The 22,558-nt window shown below is 47.1% G+C and carries 21 protein-coding genes and 5 pseudogenes; 8 read left to right on the top strand and 18 right to left on the bottom strand.

Annotation, left to right across the window (positions count from 1 at the left end; all coding sequences use genetic code 11):
- Together ACH1XZ_RS18740 and ACH1XZ_RS18735 are read left to right on the top strand one after the other, a co-directional pair.
- Nucleotides 1-155: IS3 family transposase (locus ACH1XZ_RS18740; protein ID WP_395596699.1), on the top strand; the 155-nt coding region annotated here is incomplete at its 5' end.
- Between the two features lie 182 nt (nt 156-337).
- A complete protein-coding gene (locus ACH1XZ_RS18735; RefSeq protein ID WP_200113289.1) occupies nt 338-694 on the top strand; it encodes a hypothetical protein in 357 nt (118 codons plus the stop codon).
- Nucleotides 695-710: 16 nt separating this feature from the next.
- On the opposite strand, the gene nucC is transcribed toward ACH1XZ_RS18735, so the two are convergent.
- From nucC to ACH1XZ_RS18715, 4 genes are all read right to left on the bottom strand, one after another.
- Complete coding sequence (gene nucC, locus ACH1XZ_RS18730) at nt 711-1,436, bottom strand: CBASS effector endonuclease NucC (RefSeq protein WP_053287146.1); 726 nt, start codon at nt 1,434-1,436, stop codon at nt 711-713.
- 90 nt (nt 1,437-1,526) lie between these two features.
- Nucleotides 1,527-2,459, bottom strand: a complete 933-nt coding sequence (gene cap6, locus ACH1XZ_RS18725; protein ID WP_087760537.1) for a CBASS phage resistance system CD-NTase-associated protein Cap6 — start codon at nt 2,457-2,459, stop codon at nt 1,527-1,529.
- Nucleotides 2,456-2,974 carry a CBASS phage resistance system CD-NTase-associated protein Cap7 gene (cap7, locus tag ACH1XZ_RS18720; protein ID WP_038992388.1) on the bottom strand — a complete coding sequence of 173 codons (519 nt, stop codon included), beginning with the start codon at nt 2,972-2,974 and terminating at the stop codon, nt 2,456-2,458. The genes cap6 and cap7 overlap by 4 nt, the downstream gene beginning before the upstream one ends.
- A gap of 7 nt (nt 2,975-2,981) precedes the next feature.
- Entirely contained in the window at nt 2,982-4,016 is a 1,035-nt protein-coding gene (locus ACH1XZ_RS18715) for a CBASS oligonucleotide cyclase (protein ID WP_395596689.1), read from the bottom strand.
- Between the two features lie 113 nt (nt 4,017-4,129).
- Here ACH1XZ_RS18715 and ACH1XZ_RS18710 point away from each other — a divergent pair, with 113 nt between their 5' ends.
- Both ACH1XZ_RS18710 and ACH1XZ_RS18705 read left to right on the top strand, forming a co-directional pair.
- A complete protein-coding gene (locus tag ACH1XZ_RS18710; protein WP_001515173.1) occupies nt 4,130-4,453 on the top strand; it encodes a helix-turn-helix domain-containing protein in 324 nt (107 codons plus the stop codon).
- Between the two features lie 2 nt (nt 4,454-4,455).
- Nucleotides 4,456-5,322: an ImmA/IrrE family metallo-endopeptidase gene (locus tag ACH1XZ_RS18705; protein WP_038992114.1), complete on the top strand. Its 867-nt coding sequence runs from the start codon at nt 4,456-4,458 to the stop codon at nt 5,320-5,322.
- A 129-nt stretch (nt 5,323-5,451) separates the two neighbouring features.
- On the opposite strand, the pseudogene ACH1XZ_RS18700 reads toward ACH1XZ_RS18705, so the two are convergent.
- The 5 genes and pseudogenes from ACH1XZ_RS18700 to ACH1XZ_RS18680 form a co-directional block, all read right to left on the bottom strand.
- Nucleotides 5,452-5,763 (bottom strand): annotated as a pseudogene (locus ACH1XZ_RS18700) (SAM-dependent DNA methyltransferase); the annotation flags it as partial.
- 85 nt (nt 5,764-5,848) lie between these two features.
- Nucleotides 5,849-6,388: pseudogene (locus ACH1XZ_RS18695) on the bottom strand (DUF1281 domain-containing protein); the annotation flags it as partial.
- A gap of 233 nt (nt 6,389-6,621) precedes the next feature.
- Nucleotides 6,622-6,882: pseudogene (locus tag ACH1XZ_RS18690) on the bottom strand (DUF3085 domain-containing protein); the annotation flags it as partial.
- A gap of 124 nt (nt 6,883-7,006) precedes the next feature.
- A complete protein-coding gene (locus ACH1XZ_RS18685) occupies nt 7,007-7,582 on the bottom strand; it encodes a hypothetical protein (protein ID WP_233628616.1) in 576 nt (191 codons plus the stop codon).
- 69 nt (nt 7,583-7,651) lie between these two features.
- Nucleotides 7,652-8,020, bottom strand: coding sequence for a hypothetical protein (locus ACH1XZ_RS18680; protein ID WP_165850690.1), 369 nt, complete (start codon nt 8,018-8,020; stop codon nt 7,652-7,654).
- A 738-nt stretch (nt 8,021-8,758) separates the two neighbouring features.
- Here ACH1XZ_RS18680 and ACH1XZ_RS18675 point away from each other — a divergent pair.
- Together ACH1XZ_RS18675 and ACH1XZ_RS18670 are read left to right on the top strand one after the other, a co-directional pair.
- Nucleotides 8,759-9,928: an efflux RND transporter periplasmic adaptor subunit gene (locus ACH1XZ_RS18675; protein WP_101739912.1), complete on the top strand. Its 1,170-nt coding sequence runs from the start codon at nt 8,759-8,761 to the stop codon at nt 9,926-9,928.
- The gene (locus ACH1XZ_RS18670) at nt 9,925-13,116 is read left to right on the top strand and encodes an efflux RND transporter permease subunit (protein WP_101739913.1); all 3,192 of its coding nucleotides are present in this window, start codon (nt 9,925-9,927) and stop codon (nt 13,114-13,116) included. Before ACH1XZ_RS18675 ends, ACH1XZ_RS18670 begins: the two co-directional genes overlap by 4 nt.
- Before the next feature lie 55 nt (nt 13,117-13,171).
- On the opposite strand, the gene ACH1XZ_RS18665 is transcribed toward ACH1XZ_RS18670, so the two are convergent.
- On the bottom strand, nt 13,172-13,591 hold the full coding sequence (locus tag ACH1XZ_RS18665) for an Rrf2 family transcriptional regulator (protein WP_048330677.1): 420 nt from the start codon (nt 13,589-13,591) through the stop codon (nt 13,172-13,174).
- Between the two features lie 111 nt (nt 13,592-13,702).
- On the opposite strand from ACH1XZ_RS18665, the gene ACH1XZ_RS18660 reads away from it, so the two are divergent.
- On the top strand, nt 13,703-14,077 hold the full coding sequence (locus tag ACH1XZ_RS18660) for a hypothetical protein (RefSeq protein WP_044173415.1): 375 nt from the start codon (nt 13,703-13,705) through the stop codon (nt 14,075-14,077).
- Nucleotides 14,078-14,402: 325 nt separating this feature from the next.
- On the opposite strand, the pseudogene ACH1XZ_RS18655 reads toward ACH1XZ_RS18660, so the two are convergent.
- Together ACH1XZ_RS18655 and ACH1XZ_RS18650 are read right to left on the bottom strand one after the other, a co-directional pair.
- A pseudogene (locus ACH1XZ_RS18655) lies at nt 14,403-14,963 on the bottom strand (AraC family transcriptional regulator); the annotation flags it as partial.
- A 177-nt stretch (nt 14,964-15,140) separates the two neighbouring features.
- Nucleotides 15,141-16,232 carry a lactonase family protein gene (locus tag ACH1XZ_RS18650; RefSeq protein ID WP_101739914.1) on the bottom strand — a complete coding sequence of 364 codons (1,092 nt, stop codon included), beginning with the start codon at nt 16,230-16,232 and terminating at the stop codon, nt 15,141-15,143.
- Nucleotides 16,233-16,565: 333 nt separating this feature from the next.
- Here ACH1XZ_RS18650 and ACH1XZ_RS18645 point away from each other — a divergent pair, with 333 nt between their 5' ends.
- Complete coding sequence (locus ACH1XZ_RS18645; protein WP_101739915.1) at nt 16,566-18,011, top strand: MFS transporter; 1,446 nt, start codon at nt 16,566-16,568, stop codon at nt 18,009-18,011.
- Nucleotides 18,012-18,093: 82 nt separating this feature from the next.
- Here the strand turns inward: ACH1XZ_RS18645 and ACH1XZ_RS18640 are convergent.
- The 6 genes and pseudogenes from ACH1XZ_RS18640 to ACH1XZ_RS18615 all read right to left on the bottom strand — a co-directional run.
- Nucleotides 18,094-18,581: pseudogene (locus tag ACH1XZ_RS18640) on the bottom strand (IS1 family transposase); the annotation flags it as partial.
- Between the two features lie 195 nt (nt 18,582-18,776).
- The gene (locus tag ACH1XZ_RS18635; protein ID WP_247751653.1) at nt 18,777-19,094 is read right to left on the bottom strand and encodes a tyrosine-type recombinase/integrase; all 318 of its coding nucleotides are present in this window, start codon (nt 19,092-19,094) and stop codon (nt 18,777-18,779) included.
- Nucleotides 19,061-19,438, bottom strand: a complete 378-nt coding sequence (locus ACH1XZ_RS18630) for a DUF2913 family protein (RefSeq protein ID WP_270502572.1) — start codon at nt 19,436-19,438, stop codon at nt 19,061-19,063. The genes ACH1XZ_RS18635 and ACH1XZ_RS18630 overlap by 34 nt, the downstream gene beginning before the upstream one ends.
- A gap of 177 nt (nt 19,439-19,615) precedes the next feature.
- Nucleotides 19,616-20,656 carry a YagK/YfjJ domain-containing protein gene (locus tag ACH1XZ_RS18625; protein WP_270502573.1) on the bottom strand — a complete coding sequence of 347 codons (1,041 nt, stop codon included), beginning with the start codon at nt 20,654-20,656 and terminating at the stop codon, nt 19,616-19,618.
- A gap of 508 nt (nt 20,657-21,164) precedes the next feature.
- Nucleotides 21,165-21,368, bottom strand: a complete 204-nt coding sequence (locus ACH1XZ_RS18620) for a helix-turn-helix transcriptional regulator (RefSeq protein ID WP_270502574.1) — start codon at nt 21,366-21,368, stop codon at nt 21,165-21,167.
- A 127-nt stretch (nt 21,369-21,495) separates the two neighbouring features.
- Nucleotides 21,496-22,518 carry a DUF6387 family protein gene (locus ACH1XZ_RS18615; RefSeq protein WP_395596688.1) on the bottom strand — a complete coding sequence of 341 codons (1,023 nt, stop codon included), beginning with the start codon at nt 22,516-22,518 and terminating at the stop codon, nt 21,496-21,498.
- Between the last annotated feature and the right edge of the window lie 40 nt (nt 22,519-22,558).

Genomic DNA, 22,558 nt, shown 5'->3' with positions numbered 1-22,558 from the left:
TGAAAAAAGAACGGATCAGAAAACGTATCTATAAAACCCGGGATCTGGCCCGGGCCGATATCTTCGATTACATTGAAGTCTTCTACAACCGGGCCCGGCGTCACAGCCACCTCGGCGGCGTCAGTCCGGAGGCTTTTGAACAGGCCTCGTCGTGAGGACAGGAAATGTCTACTGTTGTGGGGTCAGTCCATCAACGGCTCGGAAGTGTCTATATTATCCGTGGCGATTCAGCGTAGTATTAAAAACCAGTCATCTCAGAAGCGAATATCCTCTGATATAACTCATTGTAAGAGACTGATGCTATCCTTTGGTATTAATCTCAACGATGGAGACACCGATGAGCCACAAACATGAGCCAGCACATATTCGCCGTGAGAAATTCAGGAATATAATCAGGAGGTTTATGGTTTTGAAGAAACCTGTAAATATTTCTCGCGTAGCTCGGGAAGCGGGCGTTAGCACTTCATTGATTCACAACTACTATCCAGATATCGCATATGAAATCAGGAGGATAGCAGATAATACCCCCCGGCGTTCTCGGGCAACATTACGTGAAAAGTTAAAGGATGCAAATGCCAAAAACAAAGTTTTACAGAATGAGATCCAACAACTTCAGCTTCGAATATCAAAGCTGACAACCATCAATGAAATGCTGAATTACAATCTAAAAAATAAACTTTCTCGAAATAAATAAAAAAATAAACCAGTACTCAGTTAGCTAACCATTTTCCATAGGCATCAATGTCAATCATTGGCACAGTGCCACTAAATTGAAGCTGTGCAATAAGTCTGAAAAGAAAAGCAGTAGCTGGCTTATTTCCTGGTTCAAAATTGAATTTTCCATCAATGTTATTGAAGTAAAAATGCCCATGTGATGCAACACAGCCCATATCAAGTCGTCCATCTGATAAATCCCCATTGAGAGCTTTGTCGAACGCCCCCCCCAATGCAGGACTCCAGTCACTTTCAAAAGTAAGTAACCCTCCCAAAATTGGAATGAGTGGTTTTGCTGGATATGTCCCGCCAGCATGCGGAATTGGAAGGCTGGTACGATGAAGTCTGCGAACACTTGCAACTTTTCGCTGTGCATAAGCAACAAGCTCTGCTGACGCTGATTGCTTCGCTTCAAAAACCGCATAGACACTTTCTGCTGGAACAATTATTTGATCATTAAATTTAAAAATAAATGGAGAGTACTGCCTGTCAAAAACGACCACATCAATCTGATCACTAAAATTACCCAAACTATCAACTACAAAAGCATTAGCTGCCTGGTAGCGTTTGGGAAGATATGTATCGAGCATTTCAATCCATACTCCTTCACTGGCATCCCCTTTAGCCCCTGGATGATGGAAAGCTTTACGTGCAGTTCCCAGTCGAAGTTGAATGTCTTCATGTAACGAAGCAAATAGTTGAGAAAGTGACCAATCTGACATAATAGATTCCTTTATTCAGTAATACTCATACGTTGCATAATTATGTATGGCCCATAATACTATTTATGGGCATTTATCTTTACTATATTATTAGCGGTCAATAAATGCAGGTGTTGGTGTCATTTTATTGACTACCTGCAGTGCTGAATGGAGTGACACTGCACTATATGGATAGGCTGCAAGAATTATTGATGGAATTAGCCGCTGGGTAATATCTGAGAAAGTAAATCCCGGCGAATTCGTGTCCCTTGGACCGGTTAACCTGACTAATTCTTCTATCGCCGTAGAATTTAATCCCAACCCCGTAAGTTTTGAACGCAACAAATAGTCTCGTTGTTCATCATTTGGCCGGGAGAAAGTCAAAACTTCAGCAGCACGACGCTGGACGGCCGGATCGAGAGCTTTCAGCCGGTTAGTACACATAAGAACTGCCGCTGGTAGTTTCTGATTGGCGATCCGGTCTATTCCGCGAATAAAAGCGTTTACACCAGCACGATCCTCATGGTGCATCTGAGCATTTTCCCGGGATTGAGCCAATGCATCAGCTTCATCAATCAACAGCAAAACCGCACCACGAGCTTTTCCATTCGTGTTTTTTAATTTATCTGCAGCCTCAATGGTGTAATCAAATGCAGCTGAAACCAGCTGAGTCATTTCGCCAACTCTACCCTGCCCTCGGGTAGCAAGGCTCAAAGGATACAACGTAATATCAATATCTTCCTGCCGGGCAACAGCATCACCAATGGTTTCCGCCAGTTCTGTTTTACCTGAGCCCACATCCCCAGCCAATACAACTAAAGGTGGCCGTCTGAGTACTGTATCAACAGCCGCACGAGCATCTGGATGATATTTTTTGGCCCATTCCTGAATCCCATAAGGGTTTACAAGCAAACCTAATATTTTGGATAATCGATCTTTGTGCTCATCAAGACCAACTAAACGAGCCAGACGCTCCTGAGGCTCAAAGTCAGGGAAGTTAATACGCCGCTCAAACAATTCATCAAGTGATGGTTTTACGTTCATACATAATTCCTTACGCTAGTGCGAGTGAGGGAGCGACCACCGGCCGAATAAGTCTTATCATTTTCGAGGTAGCCATTAATCCCTGGAGACTGGGCACCAACCCGTTTGAATGGTAGATCTTTCAAAGCAGTATCTTTTTCCGATTGAGTAGCATTCAGATATTTCGAGCTATAAGTCATAAAACTGTAGAAGGATGCACCCGATACATCTTTTCCTGGGCGGATTTTTCCAGGATCGTCATCTGTTCCTGAACCAAGCAAGTCACCTGCAGTATATCGAAGGGTCGGCTCGATCCAGTTATTATTTTTCTGAAAACCATAAGAGACCTCCCCCAAATAACCAGCCTTAAGAAACACAACCAATTCTTCTTCGTATGCTTCAATGTCGGCATCACTGGGGTAACCATAAAAACGCTGCATCCGCCGCAAGTCAGTTGCAACTTTAGCAGCCATGTGACGAGCGTGGGTTACGCTGAAAGTTTGTGTCTCTGCTACCGTATAACTATAAGAAGACATAATGATTTCACCCCTGGAATGAAGAACCGAAAACTTTCTGCCAATAGGTTACGGTTAATTGCTTGGTTGGTGCATAGAATGCAGCATCAATAGCGTCACCGGCATCCATTGCGGCGTCAATGATGGCGTCCACATTAGACTGCATATATAAACGAGCAACATTATTTACAGGATTAACGGGATCAATAATCTGCACTAAGTCTGACAACTTGCCTATTTTTGACGCAGGATAATTATCCTCGAAGACAATGCGTTCACGTAATTCAGTGCTCACCAGATAGGTAAAAAATGCCTGTAAAGCTTCCGGATAATTCGAGAAATCCACACCATTATCCAGTAATTTTGCAAGAATCAATTCAATCATGAACGATTTAAAGCGAAAATTCGGTCGCTCTTGCTTCATTAAACGAGCCCAATATTTCGCTAAACGGACAACCTGAGCAAAATGCTTCGGGGCAGCACGCTTGCGGGCTTTAATGAAATCAAGGTGCAGAGGAATACTGGTTTCAAGGAACGAGCCATCTTCCTGGCTTATCAAATGACCTCGCCAGTCAGGTAACCCCGAATACAATACAGGGACAATATCGACATCTAAGCCAGAGCCCCGGAAGGAAACCGTTACAGAGTATGTCTGGGGTTTAACCTGATCAGGACTAAAGTTAGGAAATGCTTTACGCAATCTATCAGCAAGATAGTCAAGTAACTCACGTAAATCCTGTGGTGCATCAGAGCCGCTGATATACACAGCCACATCAATATCGTTTAACGAGCGAAGAGCAGTCCCTTTAGCCAGACTACCTGATGGAATCATTCGCTTTAATGAAAAGTCAGGATGATCGGAAAGATACCCTTCCAGTTTGTTCTGTAACCGCTTGGCCTGTTCCCTGAATTCATCAGCCTTTGCTTTTGGAAGATTTACCTTATCCTCGGCAAATCGCGCTATAGTTTTATGGTCGACATGTTCTGTAGACATCTCATCCTCACTAGAAGTCTTCACTCTATCCAAGCCGGACGACATGTCATGTTCATCTTCGTCGGCCATAAAGTTCGGTATAGCGAACTTTTTTATAGAATGGGTGCATTTTTCATACTTGTCAAACTTTTTGTTCGGAATAGTGGTACAATGATGAAAGAGATAAATGAGGAGATGTAGAAATGGCAACCCGTCTTGGCGAAAAACTTCGCGATTTGCGTAAACAGCGTGGATTAACACTGGAAAAACTCGCTGACATGGCTGGACTGAGTAAAAGCTATCTATGGGAGCTGGAAAATCGCGAGTCTCAACGTCCTTCGGCAGAAAAGCTCACAGCCCTGGCAGATGCACTGGGAGTTGGGACTAGTTTCTTTTTAGAAGATGATCTTCGAGAACCGGAAGAAAGACATCTTGATGATGCTTTCTTTCGAGGCTATAAAAACCTTGAACCTGAGGCTAAAGCACAGTTAAGAAAAATATTGGACACCTTTAAAAAGGACTTTTAGTTATGCCAGAAAAAGAGATATGGACGCCTCAAAAAGCAGCTATTCGGCTAACAAAAATTTGCGATACTTTCAGTGAGATTCACGGCACAGAACGATTTCCTGTTAACGTTGGTGAGTTGTCTCTGGGGGCAGCAGAGTTATTCCAATGGGCTGACCCTATAGTAAAAATAGAACCCGTTGACATCAAAGGATTTGATGGTGCATTAATTGCCAATGAAGCCCGCAGCCGTTGGATGCTACTTTATAATAACGGCTTAACGTCCCCGGGGAGAATTCGATTCACTCAGGCACATGAACTGGGACATTACATACTTCATCGTCTAAATCGTGATGAGTTCAGATGTAGCAGTGATGATATGCTATCCTGGGAAGATAAAAATATTGAATCAGAAGCAGATTTATTTGCTTCTTACTTACTGATGCCATTCAATGATTTCCGGAAACAGTTGACGCCAGACATTGATATTGAAGTATTACGTCTGTATGCGATCCGTTATGGGGTATCGCTGACAGCAGCTACATTGAAATGGCTTGAATGTACTGAAGAAAATGCTGTATTCATTTTATCTCGTGACGGGTACATGAAATGGGCCTTTTCCAGCCCCGCGGCTCGCCGTAACGGAGCCTTCTTTCGCACACAACGCAAGGTTGTAAGTATCCCGGAAGGATCGCTTGCTGCAAACCAGAACATTTCAATGGAAAGAGCAGGAATGAAGATCCCTGCATCAATTTGGTTCCCTCATGCAGATAAAGACGCTTCAGTTCGTGAAATGAAAATACAATCAGAGCAATATGAATATGTCATCACCCTTCTAATCCTTTCCCGAAAAACAACTGTATGGCCTCCCTTTCATGGGGAAGATGCGTAAAGATCTTTTTCATATAAAGCGGCATGCATGTTTAGCAAGAAAAATAATTAGTTGAAATCGTCAGCATAACCCATTGATATTACTAAATTTAAAAAGACATAACAGTTAACATGGGCCCATAAGGCGTGAAAAACTGCCCCTGTATTTATCACCCAGCTCCAGCTGCATGAAGACGCGCCCCAGGAAGTCCCCGGGCGCGTCACCCAGCCCGTTAACAACGTGGGCCAGCAGCTGCGCCATGCGCGTGACGTCCTCCTTTTCGTATCCACCGACTATACGCAGATACTTTTGCTCCCGCACTTCACTGAAATGAAGCCGGTTTTCCAGTGCGATGACGCTGCAGCTGATGAAGTCTCCGAACACTTTAAACCGGTGATGATACCGGGCCGTCTGACTGAACAACTTAACAAAGGCTTTTTCGTGGTTAATCATGCCAGGCATGCGTTTCTCCATAAAAAAGGGACACGCACCCTGAGGGTAAAAAGCCACGGCAGTGCCGTGGCCGGGTTAAGGGAGGAGCAGGCTTTTACCCCCGGACCTCACGATATGATGCAGCGTCCTGAGCCGGTGAAGCGGGCTCATCGCTGACGAGATAAAGCACCTGTCCGGGCTGAGACGCGCCGGACGCGCCTTTGTGTCCGTCAACATGCTCACCGCCGTCATAGCAGCCGTAACCGCTGAGACCGCTCACGGGCTCGCTGTAGCTGTGACGCACCTCGCAGTCAAACACCGCTGAGATTTCCCCGACAACCTCACCTGACGGCGGCAGCCAGGGCGTATCCATCTGCAGCGTAAGACTGTTTGGCGAATGCCGCTGCCAGCTCACATTGTGCCCGGCCGGCCACTCCATGCCGTACTGCCGGCAGTAGAGGCTGGTTGTGGTCGACACACCGGACATCAACCCCTCGGGGCCGTTCAGCTCTGCTGCCAGCCGCGTAGGTATGACGGCCAGCATATCGCAGGGCTGGGAGCGTTCAGGATACTGGCTGAGCCGCTCCCAGGCAGTTGCGACATCAGATTCATCGCCGGCGCTGACCAGACCAAACCAGTCGGTAACCTTGCCTGCAGCCTGCCACAGGCGGTCAGAAAGGCTTGATGATCTTCAGGCTTCGCCCGCTTACAGCTGATGAAGGCCGCCTGCGTCAGCAGACGCACGGCGTTTTCACGCCAGCGGCAGAGTTCATCAGGCCCGACACAGGCACTGAAGTGACAGACTGCACTCGCCAGAAGCTGATCGGCCTTCTGGCGATACTGCGCCACTTTCACCCGGTCAGTCGCTGCGGTGAGCACCTGTATCTGTGTGTCGGTAATCAAGATCCTCAGGTCCATCCTGCCGGACAGTACAGAGGTGGCGATCGCGTCGCTTATCGTCAGTGATTCAATGAAATCATCGCAGCCGGCAAGCAGGCGCGCCGTGTCGTACCAGTCCTCATTTTTCTGAGGGTGACACCCTGCGGCATACGCAATACGCGGCACCGGATCGTTGCCCTGCCAGGCACCGGTGGCCGGCATCAGATAAACACCCTCATCCTTTGCCAGATGAAGCTGGCCTCCCTGCATGCGGGCGGTCAGCAGGACGTTCGTCAAATCTTTGTTGTCGAAAAAACATAGGGCTCTCCTGTAAAAACGGGAGAGCCGCTCCGTCCGGAGTCATCTCTCCCGACGGGGTTAACGTCATTACTATTTAAAACGAGTCAGATGTTTCCGCGACCCGCTTCAGTTCGTACAGATGGAATTCCGCCAGCACGAAGGCATTCCAGTCCTCATTGCTCAGCACCCGCTCACCACCGGAGAGCAGCTGCAGGAGCAGGGAATCAAACGCGCCCTCTCCTACCGATGTTTTCAGTACCGGCTGAGGCGCGGTCAGCGTCGGCTGCTCAGGCAGGCCGAGATGTTGTTCAATCCAGCGTAACGGTAACGCCCAGCTGCGACCCTCGTCTGAAGAATGTATCCGGAAGCTGCCCGGACACAGGTTGTGCAGCAGGACCATCACAATACGCGCAAAGAAATCGCAGGGCTGATGCTGAAAATCCAGCTCCTGGATACTCAGCGTATTGTGGCTGCGCTCCCGCTCAATGGTCATGTTGACCGGCCAGAAACAGCCGCCTGAATCGCCACAGAACGCCATGACATCAGCAACCGGAAAAAGGTCAGCCGCGCGGTTAAGCGACGGCAGATACATATTTCCTGGACGCAGACGCACCGGCAGTTGCCAGAAGGTTTCGGTTACGGCCAGAACGAAAGCATGCCAGTGACGCAACGGAACCGTGCTGACTTGCTCGATGGTGTAGACATCGACAGAATACGGAAAGTGACATCGTGCAGTGCTTCAGTCATGAGAATGCCCTCCGGAAAGAAAACGGTAGCGCAGGTGTGCCAGATGCTGTGCCTGACGGCAGGCATGGCGGTATGCGTTTCGACGACCTGTTATTCCCTCAGGAAAGGAGACCGGCAGGCGGTGAAAAACATACTCGGCGCGGTGGCAACCTGTACGAACGGTAAGAAAGACGTTAACGCCCTGGTCTTTGACAGAAGAGATATGCGCACGGACGGCATAATTGCCCGAGCCGTTGACATACCAGCTACTGTTGCGATGCAGATAAATGAAAGATTTCAATTTCCGGACAGCTGCGTCAGTAGACTGCTGAAGCTGAGTAAGGAGATGTTCAGGGAAAATCGCAGAAGAGATGACAGACATTGTGTTTCTCCATAAAAAAAGGAAACACCTGCCCGACCGGGAAGTGTTTCCCGTCGGGGAGTCAGAAAAGACAACATTCTGACTGTCTGGTTAGTACAGAAGGAACCTTTATCGTCGCATCATAGTGCGCTTACATTGACGATATCTGCTCTCAAAGGTGTGCAGATTTACCAAAGTTTGCTCCCTTTCAGGTTGCAGGAGCTTTTTTGTAGCCACCCGAAGGCGATTCTCGCAGGCTACTGAACCATTGGTGGTTGCAAAAGCAACGTATAAGCCTGTTCATTTTCAGAGCAAATGGAGCTTATGTCAATATGTTATCAAATGGGTATACCTATTAAATACCATGAATCACCACGGGTTTAACAGACATATCAGAGACATTTATAGGGCAGGATCGTCTACGGGAGTTAGGTCAGTTCAGTCCACATTTTATGGCGAGCACATCACAACATTACTGCATGAAATTCCTTAAATACAGCAATCTCTTCTTTCCTTGAGCTTAAAACCTTTCTAGAGAAAAACTCTTCACGCAAAAATATCATGTAACTCTACCTGTTTCTTGTGATAGCCTATTTCATGACTCATATGAAGTTACATGATTTCGCTTTTTGATACCAGCTAGCCAGATCCTTTTGCGCCCTCGTATCAATAAAGCAACTCAGACAAAAAGTTTGGCGTTAAGCATCGATAAATTTCTTAACGTCCGGTTTCATAATCAAATCATTTCTGGACTGATTTATGACTGTATCGCTCAAACGTCGCATGTTGTGCTTAACCGTTACACTGGCTGTCATCGGGCTGTTCCTTTCAAAACAGAGCGTCATACCCGGCGCGTATGCACTTGAGACATCAAACTTTAAAACGGTGCGAACTACGTCCGCAGTTGTTCATACGGTAAACGACTGGGTCGAATTCTCGGGAAAACTGGAAGCCACCGATGAGGTCACTGTACGTTCAAAAGTTACAGGCTCGATTGTGGATGTTAAGTTCAGGGATGGTCAGTTGGTCAGGAAAGGCGATATTTTATTTATTATCGATCCAGCCCCTTATAAGACTGAACTGGCCCGGGCTCGTGCAGCATACGCGCAGGCAAAAGCGAAGCAGGACTTGGCATTGCTGGATCTGTCCCGGGGTAAAAAACTTATCGGGACCCATGCTATCTCACAGCGCGATTATGACGTTCTGAACAATGCCGCCCGGGAATCGAAAGCAGCCAGGGAGATTGCCGAAGCTGAGGTCGAGAGCGCCAGGCTCAGCGAAAGCTATACCCGGATCACCGCACCGGTAACTGGCCGTATTTCCAGAGCAGAACTGACAGTCGGTAATCTGGTCGCAGCCGGTATTGACAGTCCAGTTCTTGCATCCATTGTTGCTCTTGATCCCTTGTATGTCGCTTTTAATGCGGATGAACGAACCTATCTTAATTATATCGACAAGCTTTCAAATAAAGACAAACCTGAAGTGCTGGTAGGACTGGCCGATGAAAAAGATTATCCACATAAAGCCATTCTTCATTCTGTGGATAATCATCTCAGTACTGAAACCGGCACTATCAGGATGCGCGCACTTCTTGATAATCCATCATCAAGGTTGCTTCCCGGTTTACAGGCCCGGGTCAGACTCCAGGCAAGCAAATCTTATACAGCAGTATTGATTGACCAGACACTGATCCGCACCGACCAGGACAGACGCTATGTTCTGGTAGTCGGAAACAATGACAAAGTTGAATATCGCCCCCTCGAACTGGGAAACAGACAGGGGGAACTGATTGTTGTGAAAAAAGGCCTCAATAAGGGTGACAGAGTTATTTCCGGTGGGGCGCAGTTGGTCAGTCCCGGTGAAACAGTCGTTGTCAGCAAAGACGAATCCCCTTCTTCAAAATCCCGGGAAGGAAATAAGTCATCATGAAAGTATCAAAATTCTTTATCGACAGGCCGGTTTTTGCTGGAGTACTGTCTGCGTTGTTCATTCTGGCAGGGATTATCGCCATATTTCGTCTACCGGTATCGGAATACCCACCGGTTGTCCCCCCATCCGTTATCGTTCATGCCCAGTATCCTGGAGCCAATGCCACTACGATTGCACAGACGGTTGCAGCTCCAATAGAGGAAACTGTGAACGGCGTAGAGAATATGCTGTATATGCAGTCACTTTCAAATGAGGATGGCAATCTCTATCTGACAGTGACCTTCAAACTGGGCACAGATCCCGATCAGGCTCAGCAATGGGTGCAGAACCGGGTGTCGCAGGCTCTGCCCCGGTTACCTGAAGATGTCCAGCGACTGGGTGTCACAACGAATAAAAGCTCGCCGAATATCACACTTGCCGTTCATATGATATCGCCTGATGGCAGATATAACGATAATTACATCAGTAATTACGCCATACGTAACATCAAAGACCAGCTCTCGCGTATTGAGGGAGTTGGCCAGGTATCAGTATGGGGCCCCGGTGGTTACGCGATGCGAATCTGGCTTAATCCTGATGCTATGGCTGCTCGCGGACTGACGACATCAGATGTCGCCTCTGCTATCCGTGAACAAAACGCCCAGTCACCAGTGGGAAGCATTGGCGCAGCCCCTATGGCAGAAGAAACACCGTTACAGTTGTCAGTTAATGCCAGCGGTCGGCTTAAAACGGCTGAAGAATTTGGCAACATTGTGCTCCATGCCCGACAGGATACCAGAACGACATTATTGAAGGATGTCGCCCGTATTGAACTGGCCGCTGAAAATTATGCCATGCGTACTTACCTGGATAAAAAGCCTGCGGTAGCGCTGGCCATACAGGAGTCTCCGGGCGCAAATGCTCTGGAAATTGCCTCACAAGTAAGTCGCACAATGAAAGATCTGAAAAAACAGTTCCCTGAAGGACTGGATTACCAGATAGTTTATAATCCAACCAAATCAGTCAGGGCGGGTATAGAAGCTGTGCTTCATACTCTTTTTGAGGCCATACTCCTCGTGGTACTGGTTGTTTTTCTTTTCCTCCAGACCTGGCGAGCATCAATCATTCCTCTGCTGGCTGTTCCCGTTTCGATAACCGGCACAATGGCATTTCTGTACCTTTTTGGGTTTTCAATCAATGCCCTGAGCCTTTTTGGCCTCGTCCTAGCTATTGGCATTGTCGTTGATGATGCCATTGTTGTTGTTGAAAATGTAGAAAGAAACATAGAAAGAGGCATGACGCCATATCATGCCGCCTGCAAGGCTATGCAGGAAGTCAGTAGTCCCATTATTGCGATCGCGCTGACGCTGAGTGCCGTATTTGTTCCGCTGGCTTTTATGAGTGGCCTGACCGGGAGGTTTTATCAGCAGTTTGCAGTGACAATAGCAGTTTCAACGATTATCTCCGCTATTAACTCCCTTACGCTCTCACCGGCTCTCTCTGCCATGCTGCTGAAGTCACGTGATTCAGACAGCGACTGGCTTACGCGCATTATGCATCGTAGTTGTGGACGGTTCTTTACTGTTTTCAACCGCCTGTTCAACAGTAGTGCCAGGCGATATGAAAAAGGTGTTGGCGCGCTTGGCCAGCGCAAGATTCTGATTATGGTGATTTATGGCATTCTGCTGGCAATTACGCTGTTACTGGGCAGGTCTGTACCAGGGGGGTTTATCCCTGCTCAGGATAAAGAATACCTTATCAGTTTTGTGCAGCTTCCAGCTGGCGCATCATTGTCCAGAACAGACCGGGTACTGGAAAAAATGAATGAAATAGCACGAAGTGAGCCAGGAGTATCTTCCACATCTTCTTATGCTGGATTGTCTGTAAACGGCACCACCACAAGCCCTGGTTCCGGTCTGACATTTGTCCTCCTCAAGCCTTTTGAGCAACGGCCTGGCATCAGCGCAGATGATGTTGCCGCCTCTCTGAATGCCAGATATCAGTCACTTCCTGGCGCAGATTTTGCGGCCGTTTTCCCGGCACCACCCGTTATGGGTCTGGGTTCCCTGGGGGGATTCAAATTGCAGCTTGAAGACAGAGGAAATATCGGTTACGACGGAATGGCCGAAGTACTTCGACGCTTTCAGGCAGAAGCAGCTAAATCACCTGTGCTGACGCCACTTTTTTCAACATACCAGAATAATTTTCCACAAATTAATGTCGATATTGACCGTAATCGCGCCAAACAACTTGGGGTGAACATCAGTGATATCACCGAGACATTACAATCCTATCTTGGCTCATATTATATAAATGATTTCAATATAATAGGTCGTGTATATCAGGTAAGAATGCAGGCCGACGCAGAGTTCAGGGCGACCCCGGAGGATATACTGAAACTACAGACCCGAAATGCCGATGGCAATATGGTACCGCTGTCTGCCATAGCCCGTATTGAGCCGACACACGGTCCTGAGCTGGTTACCCGTTATAACGGTTTTACAGCGGTCGATCTTAGTGGCGCGCCTGCTCCAGGCTATTCTTCAAGTCAGGCGATGGAAGAGATTGAACGTATAGCGATGAAAACACTTCCACCCGGCGTAGAGTATGAGTGGACAGACCTGACCTACCAGCAAATTCTTGCAGGCAACAGTGCCGTCTGGATTTTCCCACTCTGTGTATTCCTTGTATTCCTGGTGCTGGCTGCCCAGTATGAAAGCCTTACGCTCCCTTTGGCTGTGATTATGATTGTTCCAATGAGTATCCTTTCTGCACTTACCGGGGTGTGGCTCACTCATGGGGACAATAATATCTTTACGCAAATTGGATTTATCGTCCTGGTCGGGCTGGCATCTAAAAATGCCATTCTTATCGTTGAATTTGCCCGTGAACTTGAACTTTCAGGTAAGTCTGCCTGTAGCGCAGTGAAGGAAGCATGCCGTCTCAGGCTGCGTCCTATTCTGATGACCTCACTGGCTTTCATCATGGGTGTAATCCCCCTGATGATATCGCATGGCGCTGGCGCTGAGATGCGTCAGTCTATCGGGATATCGGTATTTTCTGGAATGCTTGGCGTCACCCTTTTTGGCTTGTTTATGACTCCCGTGTTCTACCTGTTAGCCCGACAAATATCAGGGAAACCACTGCACTCGGCCACTTTACCGGACGCGCCTGAGGAACGGCCGGTAACAGAACAGGCTTCAGACTAAAAATTTATCATGACCTTTCAACAGCCGGACACTATATGATGCCCGGCTGTTGAATTTATTTATGTTTAAGGACTTCCGGCACAAGCTTATCAAGGGTAAGTTCAGCAAAGCGGTTCGTAATCAGACACCTAGCCTCTTCAAGCGTATCACTTATTTCATTGTTAACTGCATCCTCTATCTGGCATTTGTCATGCTCAGTCGCCCAGCCTATTGAAAAAAGTTCAGTGCTGCCAATAGCGTGGAAAACCTGAAGGAGAGTGATGTCTCCGAGAGATTTCTGGAGTGTCCAGCCACCTCCATGCCCTTTTTCAGAATGAATGATACCCGCCTGTTTGAGCCCCTGGAAAAGGCGTCTGACCACGACCGGATTCGTATTGATCATCAATGCTATATCTTCCGAGGTAACGGGATCGCGTATTTTATCCATATGTATCAGCACGTGTAATGCACGGGACAGCCGGTGGTCTTTTCTCATTTTTTATCCTGTTTACTGCGAAGCTTCTTATGAAACTTTCGTTGTTGCATAAGCGGTGCGATATCATGTATCTTATACTATTACATGAAATCCATACAGAGAGTATTTTTTATGTCATTCGATAATGTGTCAGAACAGTTATGGGTCTGCCTCGTCATTGCACTGATGTCCAGTTGCATTTCAATCACCGTCACACAGCAGGAAATGTTTCGCCCGTTGCGTGAATGGATGGTCAAAAAAAATGCCATGGCAGGTTACCTGTTCAGTTGTTTTTATTGTTTCAGTCACTGGGTGGTTTTTGCCGGTGTTGCAATTTACAGGCCCGTTCTTGTTCATTCAGGATTCTGGTTAATTGACCTTGCGGTTACGGCATTCTTTACCATCGGTTTAACGGCCATGTTCAGCGGGATCATTCTGAAAGTGATGAGAAACGCTATTGCCAAGGCGATTGAAGAAAAAGAAATGAAAGACAAGCTGGGTTTGTAACTCGAACGGGCCTGAAAACCTGGTGATGAAAGCAGGACGGTTAGCCCGTCAATCTGCGCATATAAATGGCACGACTGCTTTACGCTTTCGCACCAGGTTTTGCGATGTTTTACGTTCGTCTTCCACGCAGTTCACAGAGGTACAGGTACATACTGGTTCTGGCTGCCGGTGTTGATGTGCCGGCAGGTGTAGCTGACATTTTTGTTACGAACGAAAATTCTACAGGTTATTCAGATAACCTTCATATCAGCATGAACTGTTAGCTTCCTGGCGTCTCAGTCCGGTTTACAGTGAACATTTGCGCATGAATATCGACAGTTGCAGATTAGTGTGTCGACGTCGCTGCTTCGAGTTGCGCAGGTTCCATCAGTGCGAATGCTGTGCGCATTTTACGTGTCTCCTCTCCGGGGCTGCGACCAAACAGTCTTTTGAACTCCCGATTGAACTGCGACGCACTTTCGTAGCCGACCCGCGCTGCTGCCCCTGCTGCAGTAACGTTATCCCGTATCATCATCAGTCGCGCCTGATGAAGACGCACTGACTTGATGTACTGAATGGGAGAAGTCGCCGCCACGGCTTTGAAATGCGCATGAAAAGCCGGAACGCTCAGGCCAGCTTCGTGCGCAAGTGAAGCCACATCCAGTGGACGGGCGTAATCGAGGTGGATACGCCGTAACGTACGTGCAATACGTCCAAAGTTGCCATGACAGGCCAGCGCAGCACGAATGGCTCCGCCCTGTTCACCCAGCAGCACACGAAAAATCAGCTCCCGCACAATCCCCGGGCCCAGAACCCGCGCTTCAAGTGGTGAAAATAATACCTTCAGAAGACGAACTGTCGTATCTGCCAGCGTGTCGTCAAGTGGTGTGGAGACAATGCCAACGGGTGTCCTCAGATAAGAATTACCTTCTGGCAGACGCCAGCGGAACTGCTTCTTGCATAACCCTACCAACCGATAGAGTACTTCTCCAGCATTATCTACCGTGATGCTATTTACATTCCAGCAATATACATCTCTGATAACATTAAATCCTGGGAAGTGGTTTTATACCGTTTCGTATGCTCACAACATTTTCTCACCTCTTTGCAACGTAATAATTTCAATACAGTTTGCTCCATTGCCTCCGGGCGCACGATCAACTAATACAAGTTTGCCATTTAAATGATCAATTTTATAAAGCGCAACCATTGACGATTTCTCACCACAACTCATCAGATAATTCCCACAAGGGCTAAGCTGTATACTGCGCGGTTGAGTTTCAGTTTCAATCCATGAGCGACAGATAAGGCATCCTGAGGCATTGCGCTGCCAGAGTAAAATGCGGCTGGAAGTTCGTTCGGCAATAAGTATGGTGCGTTCATCAGGAGTAATCTGAATCTCAGACCCCCAGCACCTCCCTGCCAACAAAGCAGCAGAAGGCTGGACAGTGTCAGTTGCAGTAGGACGAGGGAAACCATCCTGTAAACCCGCAAGCGCCACCGGTCGAGAAGATATCTCTTCAAGAGCAAGCTGGCCCGTTTGCGGATTCACACACATCGTTGCAATTTGTCCCTTAAATTCACTAATAGCATATAGCCTCGCAGAAGGCGTATGAAGTCTAAGATGGCGAGGGCCAAAATCTGCCGCAATAAGTTGACGTCCAACAACAACCAGCGACTGGCATTGCCATTGCAATGTGGCGACAAAACCAGCTGATAATGACGAGATATATACAAAACGTTCATCCGATGAAACAGCCACAGAGTGAGCATGAGGAATATTTTCCACCGTTGTTACCACCAGGGGTTCTCCGCGCTTCAACGCATCCAGATCAAAGACAACTAAGCGATGGGCTTCATATGACACAGCGTATAAAAAACGAGAAAACGGCGACACAGCAAGAAAAACAAAGTTATCCTCAACTACTGTTCTCACGAGGGGCTCATTTTCTACTATTAACCATTTACGTGGATAGTAAAGAATCTCTTTTTTTAGCCCACGAGTATGAGCAAAAAGAGCATTTCCATCAGCAGATAGTGCCAGAGGCATCACTTTATCACCTGCATTTATCCTCCGATGATAATATATTTCACCATTTTTAATGGTATATAAATTCAACACTCCCTCAACTGATTGAGAGACTAGTGCTAACAAAATTGTATTTTTTCTCGACATTTTAAACCTTCACCCTGAAAAAATAGAAAAATATTAATAAGGCAGACATTGGTATTGTAAAAAAATAATACTGCACTAAAGTTAAAGAGGTTGATTGCAAGTCATTGAGGTCCGTATTGAATTGTTACGATCTTGTTTTTAATATCTATATAATTTCCCATCGTTACATTAACGGAATGGTATCTGTAAGATACGAGTACTTCTATTATCAAAAATCAATATTTATGTAACATATATTAAAAATTAGTTCTCAGCCAGCTTGTTTGTTTGGTATAACATCTTTCGAACTTATCACACCACTACGGCACCGTGGCAAATCGGTGAGGACGGTATATGGCTTTAACAGATTCCCCCCAGGACAAAGCACTCCGGCAGGAACGCCCTGACTCTGGGCAGATTTCAGGGCTGGCGCTGTTGGTTGCCAGCGCATTTTTTATGGAGTTTCTTGATGGAACGGTGATTGCTACTGCTCTTCCGGATATGGCAAAGGCGTTTGGTGTCACGGCGATAGACCTTAATATTGGCATCAGTGCCTATCTATTAACTCTGGCAGTGCTGATCCCGGCCAACGGTTGGGTTGCGGAGCGTTTCGGCGCACGAAACGTCTTTACTCTGGCGCTGTGCATTTTTACACTTTCATCCCTGTTATGCGGTCTGACCCATAACGTAACTGAGTTCGTTCTGATGCGTATCCTTCAGGGAACCGGCGGCGCGATGATGGTTCCTGTAGGACGCCTGGTCGTTCTGCGCACCACTCCTAAAGATCAACTTATCAAGGCCATTGCCACGCTAACCTGGCCAGCGTTGGTGGCCCCCATCATTGGGCCGCCGCTGGGTGGATTCATTACTACCTACGCCAGCTGGCACTGGATCTTCTTTCTCAACGTCCCTCTGGGGCTGATTGCTATTGTATTAGCATTGCGGATGATGCCAAACCAATCGGCTAAAGATCGCAGACCATTTGATTTCACAGGGTTTGTCGCCACTGGCATAACGATGCTGAGCCTGGTTGCCGGGCTGGAAATGTTCAGCCAGCAAAATGTTAGCCTGTTCGAAGTTGCAGTAACCATTACAATTGGACTCGCCACCCTGTTCTGGAGTATTCGTCATCTTTTGACCTGTAAAACGCCACTGATTGGCCTGTCATCGCTCTCGGTTCCCTCATTTCGTATTAGCATGCGCGGAGGATTTATCCTTCGTGCGACGATTAGCTCAGCCCCCTTTATGCTGCCCCTGATGTTTCAGGTTGGCTTCGGAATGAACGCGTTTGAAGCAGGCTCAATGGTGCTGGCCGTTTTTGCAGGCAACCTGGCGATGAAACCCGCGACAACACCGCTAATTCGCTATTTTGGCTTCCGTAAGCTGCTTATCGGTAACGGTGTCGCTTGCGTATTGACGCTGTTGCTTTGTGCACTGCTAACGCCTGACTCGCCGCATCTGGTAACGCTGGTGCTGCTGTTCCTCGGCGGATTAAGCCGTTCCATGCAGTTCACTGGTATCAGTTCGCTGGCCTTCGCTGAAGTTCCGTCCCAGGAGATGAGTTCAGCCAATACGCTGTTCAGTACTTCACTTCAGCTCGCCAGCGGACTGGGAGTGACAATGGGCGCGCTAAGTATTCGCATGGGCAGCATCCTCAGTGAGGATCTTGGTTACGCCACCGTTCCTGGAATGGGGTTTCGCCTGGGATTTGTCGTCATCGCGATTATCACTGCGCTCGGAGTGTATGACATGACGCGGCTTGCGCCAAATGCGGGTATCAACGTCTCGCTGAAAAAATAGCTTAACGCCGGTCAGCCGATTTTTTTTCATTGCGTACTAGTTCAACAACCGGATAAATTACAACCAGGGTCGTGACGCTGACTCAGTGGTAATGATTGATCGTCAGATACCACCCGATGATCTTATCGTGCATTTCTTCTAACTTTGAGAAACAAATAGTCCTGCGGGCCAGTCGTTTAAGATGGGTTCGCAAATTGAGATTATGCCGTTCTATTCGCTGGGTGTATTTTTTGACGACGACATGGCTGGTTGAAGCCAGTAAAGCCCGGTACACAGGCCAGGCGTCAGTCATGTAGGAAACGATGTTAAACCGGCTCAGTAAAACCAGAAGCCGCCGTAAAGTCAGAGCATTACGTGTACCAAATACATGGGCGAGGACACACTTTCCGATGCGGTCATAAGCGTAGAATAGCCAGCGTGGATGACCTTTATTCTGTACGTAAGACCTCTGTTCATCGACTTCACAGCAGATAACAACTTCAGCGCCGGGTTTAACGTTTTGTGCTACCTAATGTGGGGTCAGTTTTTTAAATGACGAAGAACAGCATTGAGGCTTATCTTCAATGGTCTGATGGGGTTCGGGTTTAGTGCCATTGTAGCAGTAACTGAGCTGGAATGACCGTTTCGAATTACCATCTTTATTTCAGAACAACGAGGACACCACATCAATCTTTGACATAGTTGCATTCAAAAGCCAAAAGAGTACACCAACACTACATTGGCGCCACACTCCCTTTTTTATCAACAACTTCCATTTTTTTCATGTTAGCCTGCCTTTTGTTTGAGGCTCATCACTTTTGACTCAGCACTTGAGATGCTATTGAGATATGTTGTCCAGAGCTCCAAATCGTCCAGTTTCTTCGCCATAAATTTACTTCGGTTATAAATACCCGCCACACCAGGTAATGCATGGCCTAACAGCTGCTCCACGACATGAAACTCAACGCCCAAATCACTCAGATGGGTTGAAAGCGTTCGCCTGAGGTCGTGTTGTAGAGACCATTGTTTTTCATGGCCAAGCCGCTTACCAATTTTCCCATCAATTTTGCTTACGCTTTCTCTGATACGCAGACTGCCCAGCACATATCCGGTATGCTTTGACGTCCGTTATCCACTGTCTCAGTGGTAACCGGGTTGCTGCAGGCGTCAAAGAGGTATTCCAGCCGCTGCAACAGAGTAGCTGCTGGACCTTTCATCATCCCCAGACGCAACAGGCTGTCGATGTCGGGCGCAACAGAGCGCGGAAACCGACGTTGTTTCTGTACATCCGCCAGCCAGCGGACCAGAAAAGTGTGAATGGTCAGCGGTGAACGTGCCAGGCCGTCCTGCTGAGCCAGCCGTAATCCCACCAGCGCACACCAGGCAAAATGCGCCAGGTCAGCCAGTGATTCTTTAGGAGGTAATGCAATGTGATTCGCTTTATTCATGGAAGGGAGTATATCGGCAGCACGTAGCGCAGAAATGAGTTGAAGGCAGGGGGGATCACATCAGCGCCGGAGAATGTCGTCAGACTGCATGCTCAGGCGCAAATAACGCTCGTCCGGGCGAGAGCGACGGGTACTGTCATTGCCTTCATAGCCGATCGATGAACTGACAGCGGGCTTCTAATCTGATGCGTCAATACTGGCTGACCTGCTCCCCGTTGTTTCAACAGCCAACCGTGGCCGTCCACGCTTTTTCCCCTGTCGTACAACGTATTCGCTGCGCCCAAATGTACGCCCCCCTTTGGGTAAAGTCAGTCGTACTGCCGTATCTACTTTAGCCAGGTATGTTATTGCTTTCTGTAATGCGCTACGTTTAGCCTGATTAGTGTAATGAATGTCACCGATACCTGACTGGGCATAGCTATTGGCAATCGCATTACAATTAAAGTACAGCCCTTTATCCTCAGTAATCTCATTTCTCCAGAACTCACCAATTCGACGAGCCAATGAAACATCACCACGAACCTTACTCCCGTCAAAGAAGAAACAGGTGTGATAATGAAAACCCTTGTACTGCCCGTATTCAAGCTTCCAGATATACCCCATACAATGTTCAAATAAAGAATACGACTGTACACATTTGAATAAACGTTTACGATGTAATCGGGTCATGTCAGCTGAAACGACATTGTTCTTCACAATGACTTTCTGATAAGAGAGATCTACACGGATAACCTGCAACCGGGAGTGATGCTCAAAAAGGTGATCTACGTAAGCTAATGCACCTGCCAGGTTCTTACTGGCGGTCCTCTGGAAATTACGTAGCTGTCTCTTATAAGCGGTTGATTGTGCTTCGTCCCGAAAGCGTCTCAACACATCGTTTGCTGTCGTAGCTTCCGTTACTGACAGGTCTGTCAGGTTATAGGCTTTAAGCGTCCTGCTGAATAGCCGTATCGTGGGATGCAGCTGTTGATACTCACTGAGACTTTTTTCCAGTACAGTGAGCCCACTGATGGCTTCGTTGAGTAAATAGCCCATTCTGTTGTAGCCCCCGGACTTAGCCATTTTAAAAGCTTCGGTTTCAGAACGTAGTATTTTCTTTAAAACTGAAAGCAACCGACTCTGTATTTGTACGATATCCAGATCATCGGTAATAATTAACGTAGTATCACTGTCCATAGCATGCATACTACTTGACTCGACATCCAGATAACTGTCCATGATTATCCTGCCTCTGTATTCTGTTGGTAGTCAGCACTGATTACCGCCATACGATTATCAATCAGTCATAACTAAAAACAAAAAAATCAATCTGTTTTCATTAGTGACTCTATGTTTTAAACATACTATCACGGTGGTGACAGCACCTGAACCTGCATCATGTAAAACAACAACACTTATATCTCAATGAGTATTTATTTAATAACATACAGTCAATGCATGGCATTAACCAATTAAATTCAAAGAAATACATCCTCAGTTACCCTGATTAATTCATGAACAATACAAATATGTTAATCAGCATAATACCAATCAATTTAATTAATATTGGTTTAATAGTTTATATAATTAATTTAATAATATAAGAACCATAATTCTGCATGTGGTTTTTAGCTTCTTATATCAGTTAACAGGACCAGTACCCACATGACAGACCAGGTAAACGACTGCCAGCACGATGGCAAGTTAGTGCATCATATTTGTTAGCCTTTGCCAAGGTAATGATGCCTTACATCCGCAGACGACTTTCCAGCCAGTCCTTAAACTCACTGAGATACCAGCGACTGGCACGTCCCAGTTTCAGGGGTTTCGGGAACAGCCCACTACTCATCAGTTTGTAAATATAAGCCGGGGAAAGCCCCGTACTTTCACAGATAAATTTCAGGTCCACCAGTTTGAGTGGGTTCGTATCGTTCGGATGTTCATCTTTCATCAGGCTGTCCTCTGTTCTGAATAGACAGCCATTTTGCATGATGGAAGAACTACTTTCGTTTTATGTTTTTTGCGGAAAAAAACATATTGCCAGAACACCGATTTTATGAATCAAAAATCAGCGAGAATTATACGTGAGTGGCAGCGTAATACGATGTATCATAACCATCTGTTTTTACTAAAAGTTTACTTAAAACTTCACCGGGATTTCCCCGATTCATCACCTGGTCAAAAGTTCTCAGATAACTGCTCTGGAAATTGGTTTTGGCATAACCTGTATAGGTTGCAGAGGCACCAAACGGATGGTTATTCAACAGATTAAAGAGGTTCCTGAGCGGGAGTATCCTCCTGTTGCTGATCTGCCACAGCAGCAAATCAATCAGCGGAATGAGGTGATAAGCCTGGATATCGTACAACAGCTTCTGGCGTATTCCGGTAGTCTGTTCGGCAGGCGGTGTAAAAATCCCGTACTGGTTATCCAGATCAGTTAATAACACCCTGAAAGCGTCGATTAGCTGAGTCTTTGAATATGAAGGATCGACAGCCAGATAAATTTGTTCGATATGGCTGCCAAAGGCCGATATCTGAAGCGTGGTCAGCGGTGTGTCAGGCTCGATATCGCTTTTGCTGCTCCTTTCCAGATAACAGGGGTGTCGGGACTCCTCAAGTGAAAAAAATGGTGTGTCGGTGTCGGCTGCAGACAGCGCATGATAACAGGTATCGATATCACCGATACTCAGTTCCCGGACCGGTAACGTCAGCACCGGGGAAGACGACTCCCCGGGGTCAGACAGATAGTTCAGTTCCGGTATTTGTTCATGAGAGATAAACAGCTTGTGCAACGCTGGCTCACCCGCAAGGATTTTAGGGTAACAGGTCTGAAAGACCTCACCCGGCCCCAGCACCGCATCATCCCATGTCTCGATGTCGGGCGCGGTACACAGGCTTCCCCGCACCATCAGTTCCGTCATGAGCTCCCGCAGGGTCAGACAATGCACGTACTTATAATGACTGATATCAAACCATGCCAGTTCCTCTGGTTTGACGGAAATATTCTTCCGGCAGCGGGCCTGATGTAATAACTGCTGGTAATAGCTGACCGGACGGACACTTTTCTGACCTGGCGTTCTCTCTTTCCCGGTATCCTGCATTTTATGCTCCTGTGCTGAAAGGTATTGAACTTAGCAGTCA

Source organism: Kluyvera chengduensis (assembly GCF_044197065.1).
Taxonomy (GTDB): Bacteria; Pseudomonadota; Gammaproteobacteria; order Enterobacterales; family Enterobacteriaceae; genus Kluyvera; species Kluyvera ascorbata_C.
This window is presented reverse-complemented; position numbering and strand designations above follow the sequence as displayed.

Excerpts from the sequence above, each read along its gene's own strand:
- ACH1XZ_RS18735 (WP_200113289.1), top strand. The coding sequence starts at position 338 with ATGAGCCACAAACATGAGCCAGCACATATTCGCCGTGAGAAATTCAGG.
- nucC (WP_053287146.1), bottom strand. The coding sequence starts at position 1,436 with ATGTCAGATTGGTCACTTTCTCAACTATTTGCTTCGTTACATGAAGAC.
- cap6 (WP_087760537.1), bottom strand. The coding sequence starts at position 2,459 with ATGAACGTAAAACCATCACTTGATGAATTGTTTGAGCGGCGTATTAAC.
- cap7 (WP_038992388.1), bottom strand. The coding sequence starts at position 2,974 with ATGTCTTCTTATAGTTATACGGTAGCAGAGACACAAACTTTCAGCGTA.
- ACH1XZ_RS18715 (WP_395596689.1), bottom strand. The coding sequence starts at position 4,016 with ATGGCCGACGAAGATGAACATGACATGTCGTCCGGCTTGGATAGAGTG.
- ACH1XZ_RS18710 (WP_001515173.1), top strand. The coding sequence starts at position 4,130 with ATGGCAACCCGTCTTGGCGAAAAACTTCGCGATTTGCGTAAACAGCGT.
- ACH1XZ_RS18705 (WP_038992114.1), top strand. The coding sequence starts at position 4,456 with ATGCCAGAAAAAGAGATATGGACGCCTCAAAAAGCAGCTATTCGGCTA.
- ACH1XZ_RS18680 (WP_165850690.1), bottom strand. The coding sequence starts at position 8,020 with ATGTCTGTCATCTCTTCTGCGATTTTCCCTGAACATCTCCTTACTCAG.
- ACH1XZ_RS18675 (WP_101739912.1), top strand. The coding sequence starts at position 8,759 with ATGACTGTATCGCTCAAACGTCGCATGTTGTGCTTAACCGTTACACTG.
- ACH1XZ_RS18670 (WP_101739913.1), top strand. The coding sequence starts at position 9,925 with ATGAAAGTATCAAAATTCTTTATCGACAGGCCGGTTTTTGCTGGAGTA.
- ACH1XZ_RS18665 (WP_048330677.1), bottom strand. The coding sequence starts at position 13,591 with ATGAGAAAAGACCACCGGCTGTCCCGTGCATTACACGTGCTGATACAT.
- ACH1XZ_RS18660 (WP_044173415.1), top strand. The coding sequence starts at position 13,703 with ATGTCATTCGATAATGTGTCAGAACAGTTATGGGTCTGCCTCGTCATT.
- ACH1XZ_RS18650 (WP_101739914.1), bottom strand. The coding sequence starts at position 16,232 with ATGTCGAGAAAAAATACAATTTTGTTAGCACTAGTCTCTCAATCAGTT.
- ACH1XZ_RS18645 (WP_101739915.1), top strand. The coding sequence starts at position 16,566 with ATGGCTTTAACAGATTCCCCCCAGGACAAAGCACTCCGGCAGGAACGC.
- ACH1XZ_RS18630 (WP_270502572.1), bottom strand. The coding sequence starts at position 19,438 with ATGAATAAAGCGAATCACATTGCATTACCTCCTAAAGAATCACTGGCT.
- ACH1XZ_RS18625 (WP_270502573.1), bottom strand. The coding sequence starts at position 20,656 with ATGGACAGTTATCTGGATGTCGAGTCAAGTAGTATGCATGCTATGGAC.
- ACH1XZ_RS18620 (WP_270502574.1), bottom strand. The coding sequence starts at position 21,368 with ATGAAAGATGAACATCCGAACGATACGAACCCACTCAAACTGGTGGAC.
- ACH1XZ_RS18615 (WP_395596688.1), bottom strand. The coding sequence starts at position 22,518 with ATGCAGGATACCGGGAAAGAGAGAACGCCAGGTCAGAAAAGTGTCCGT.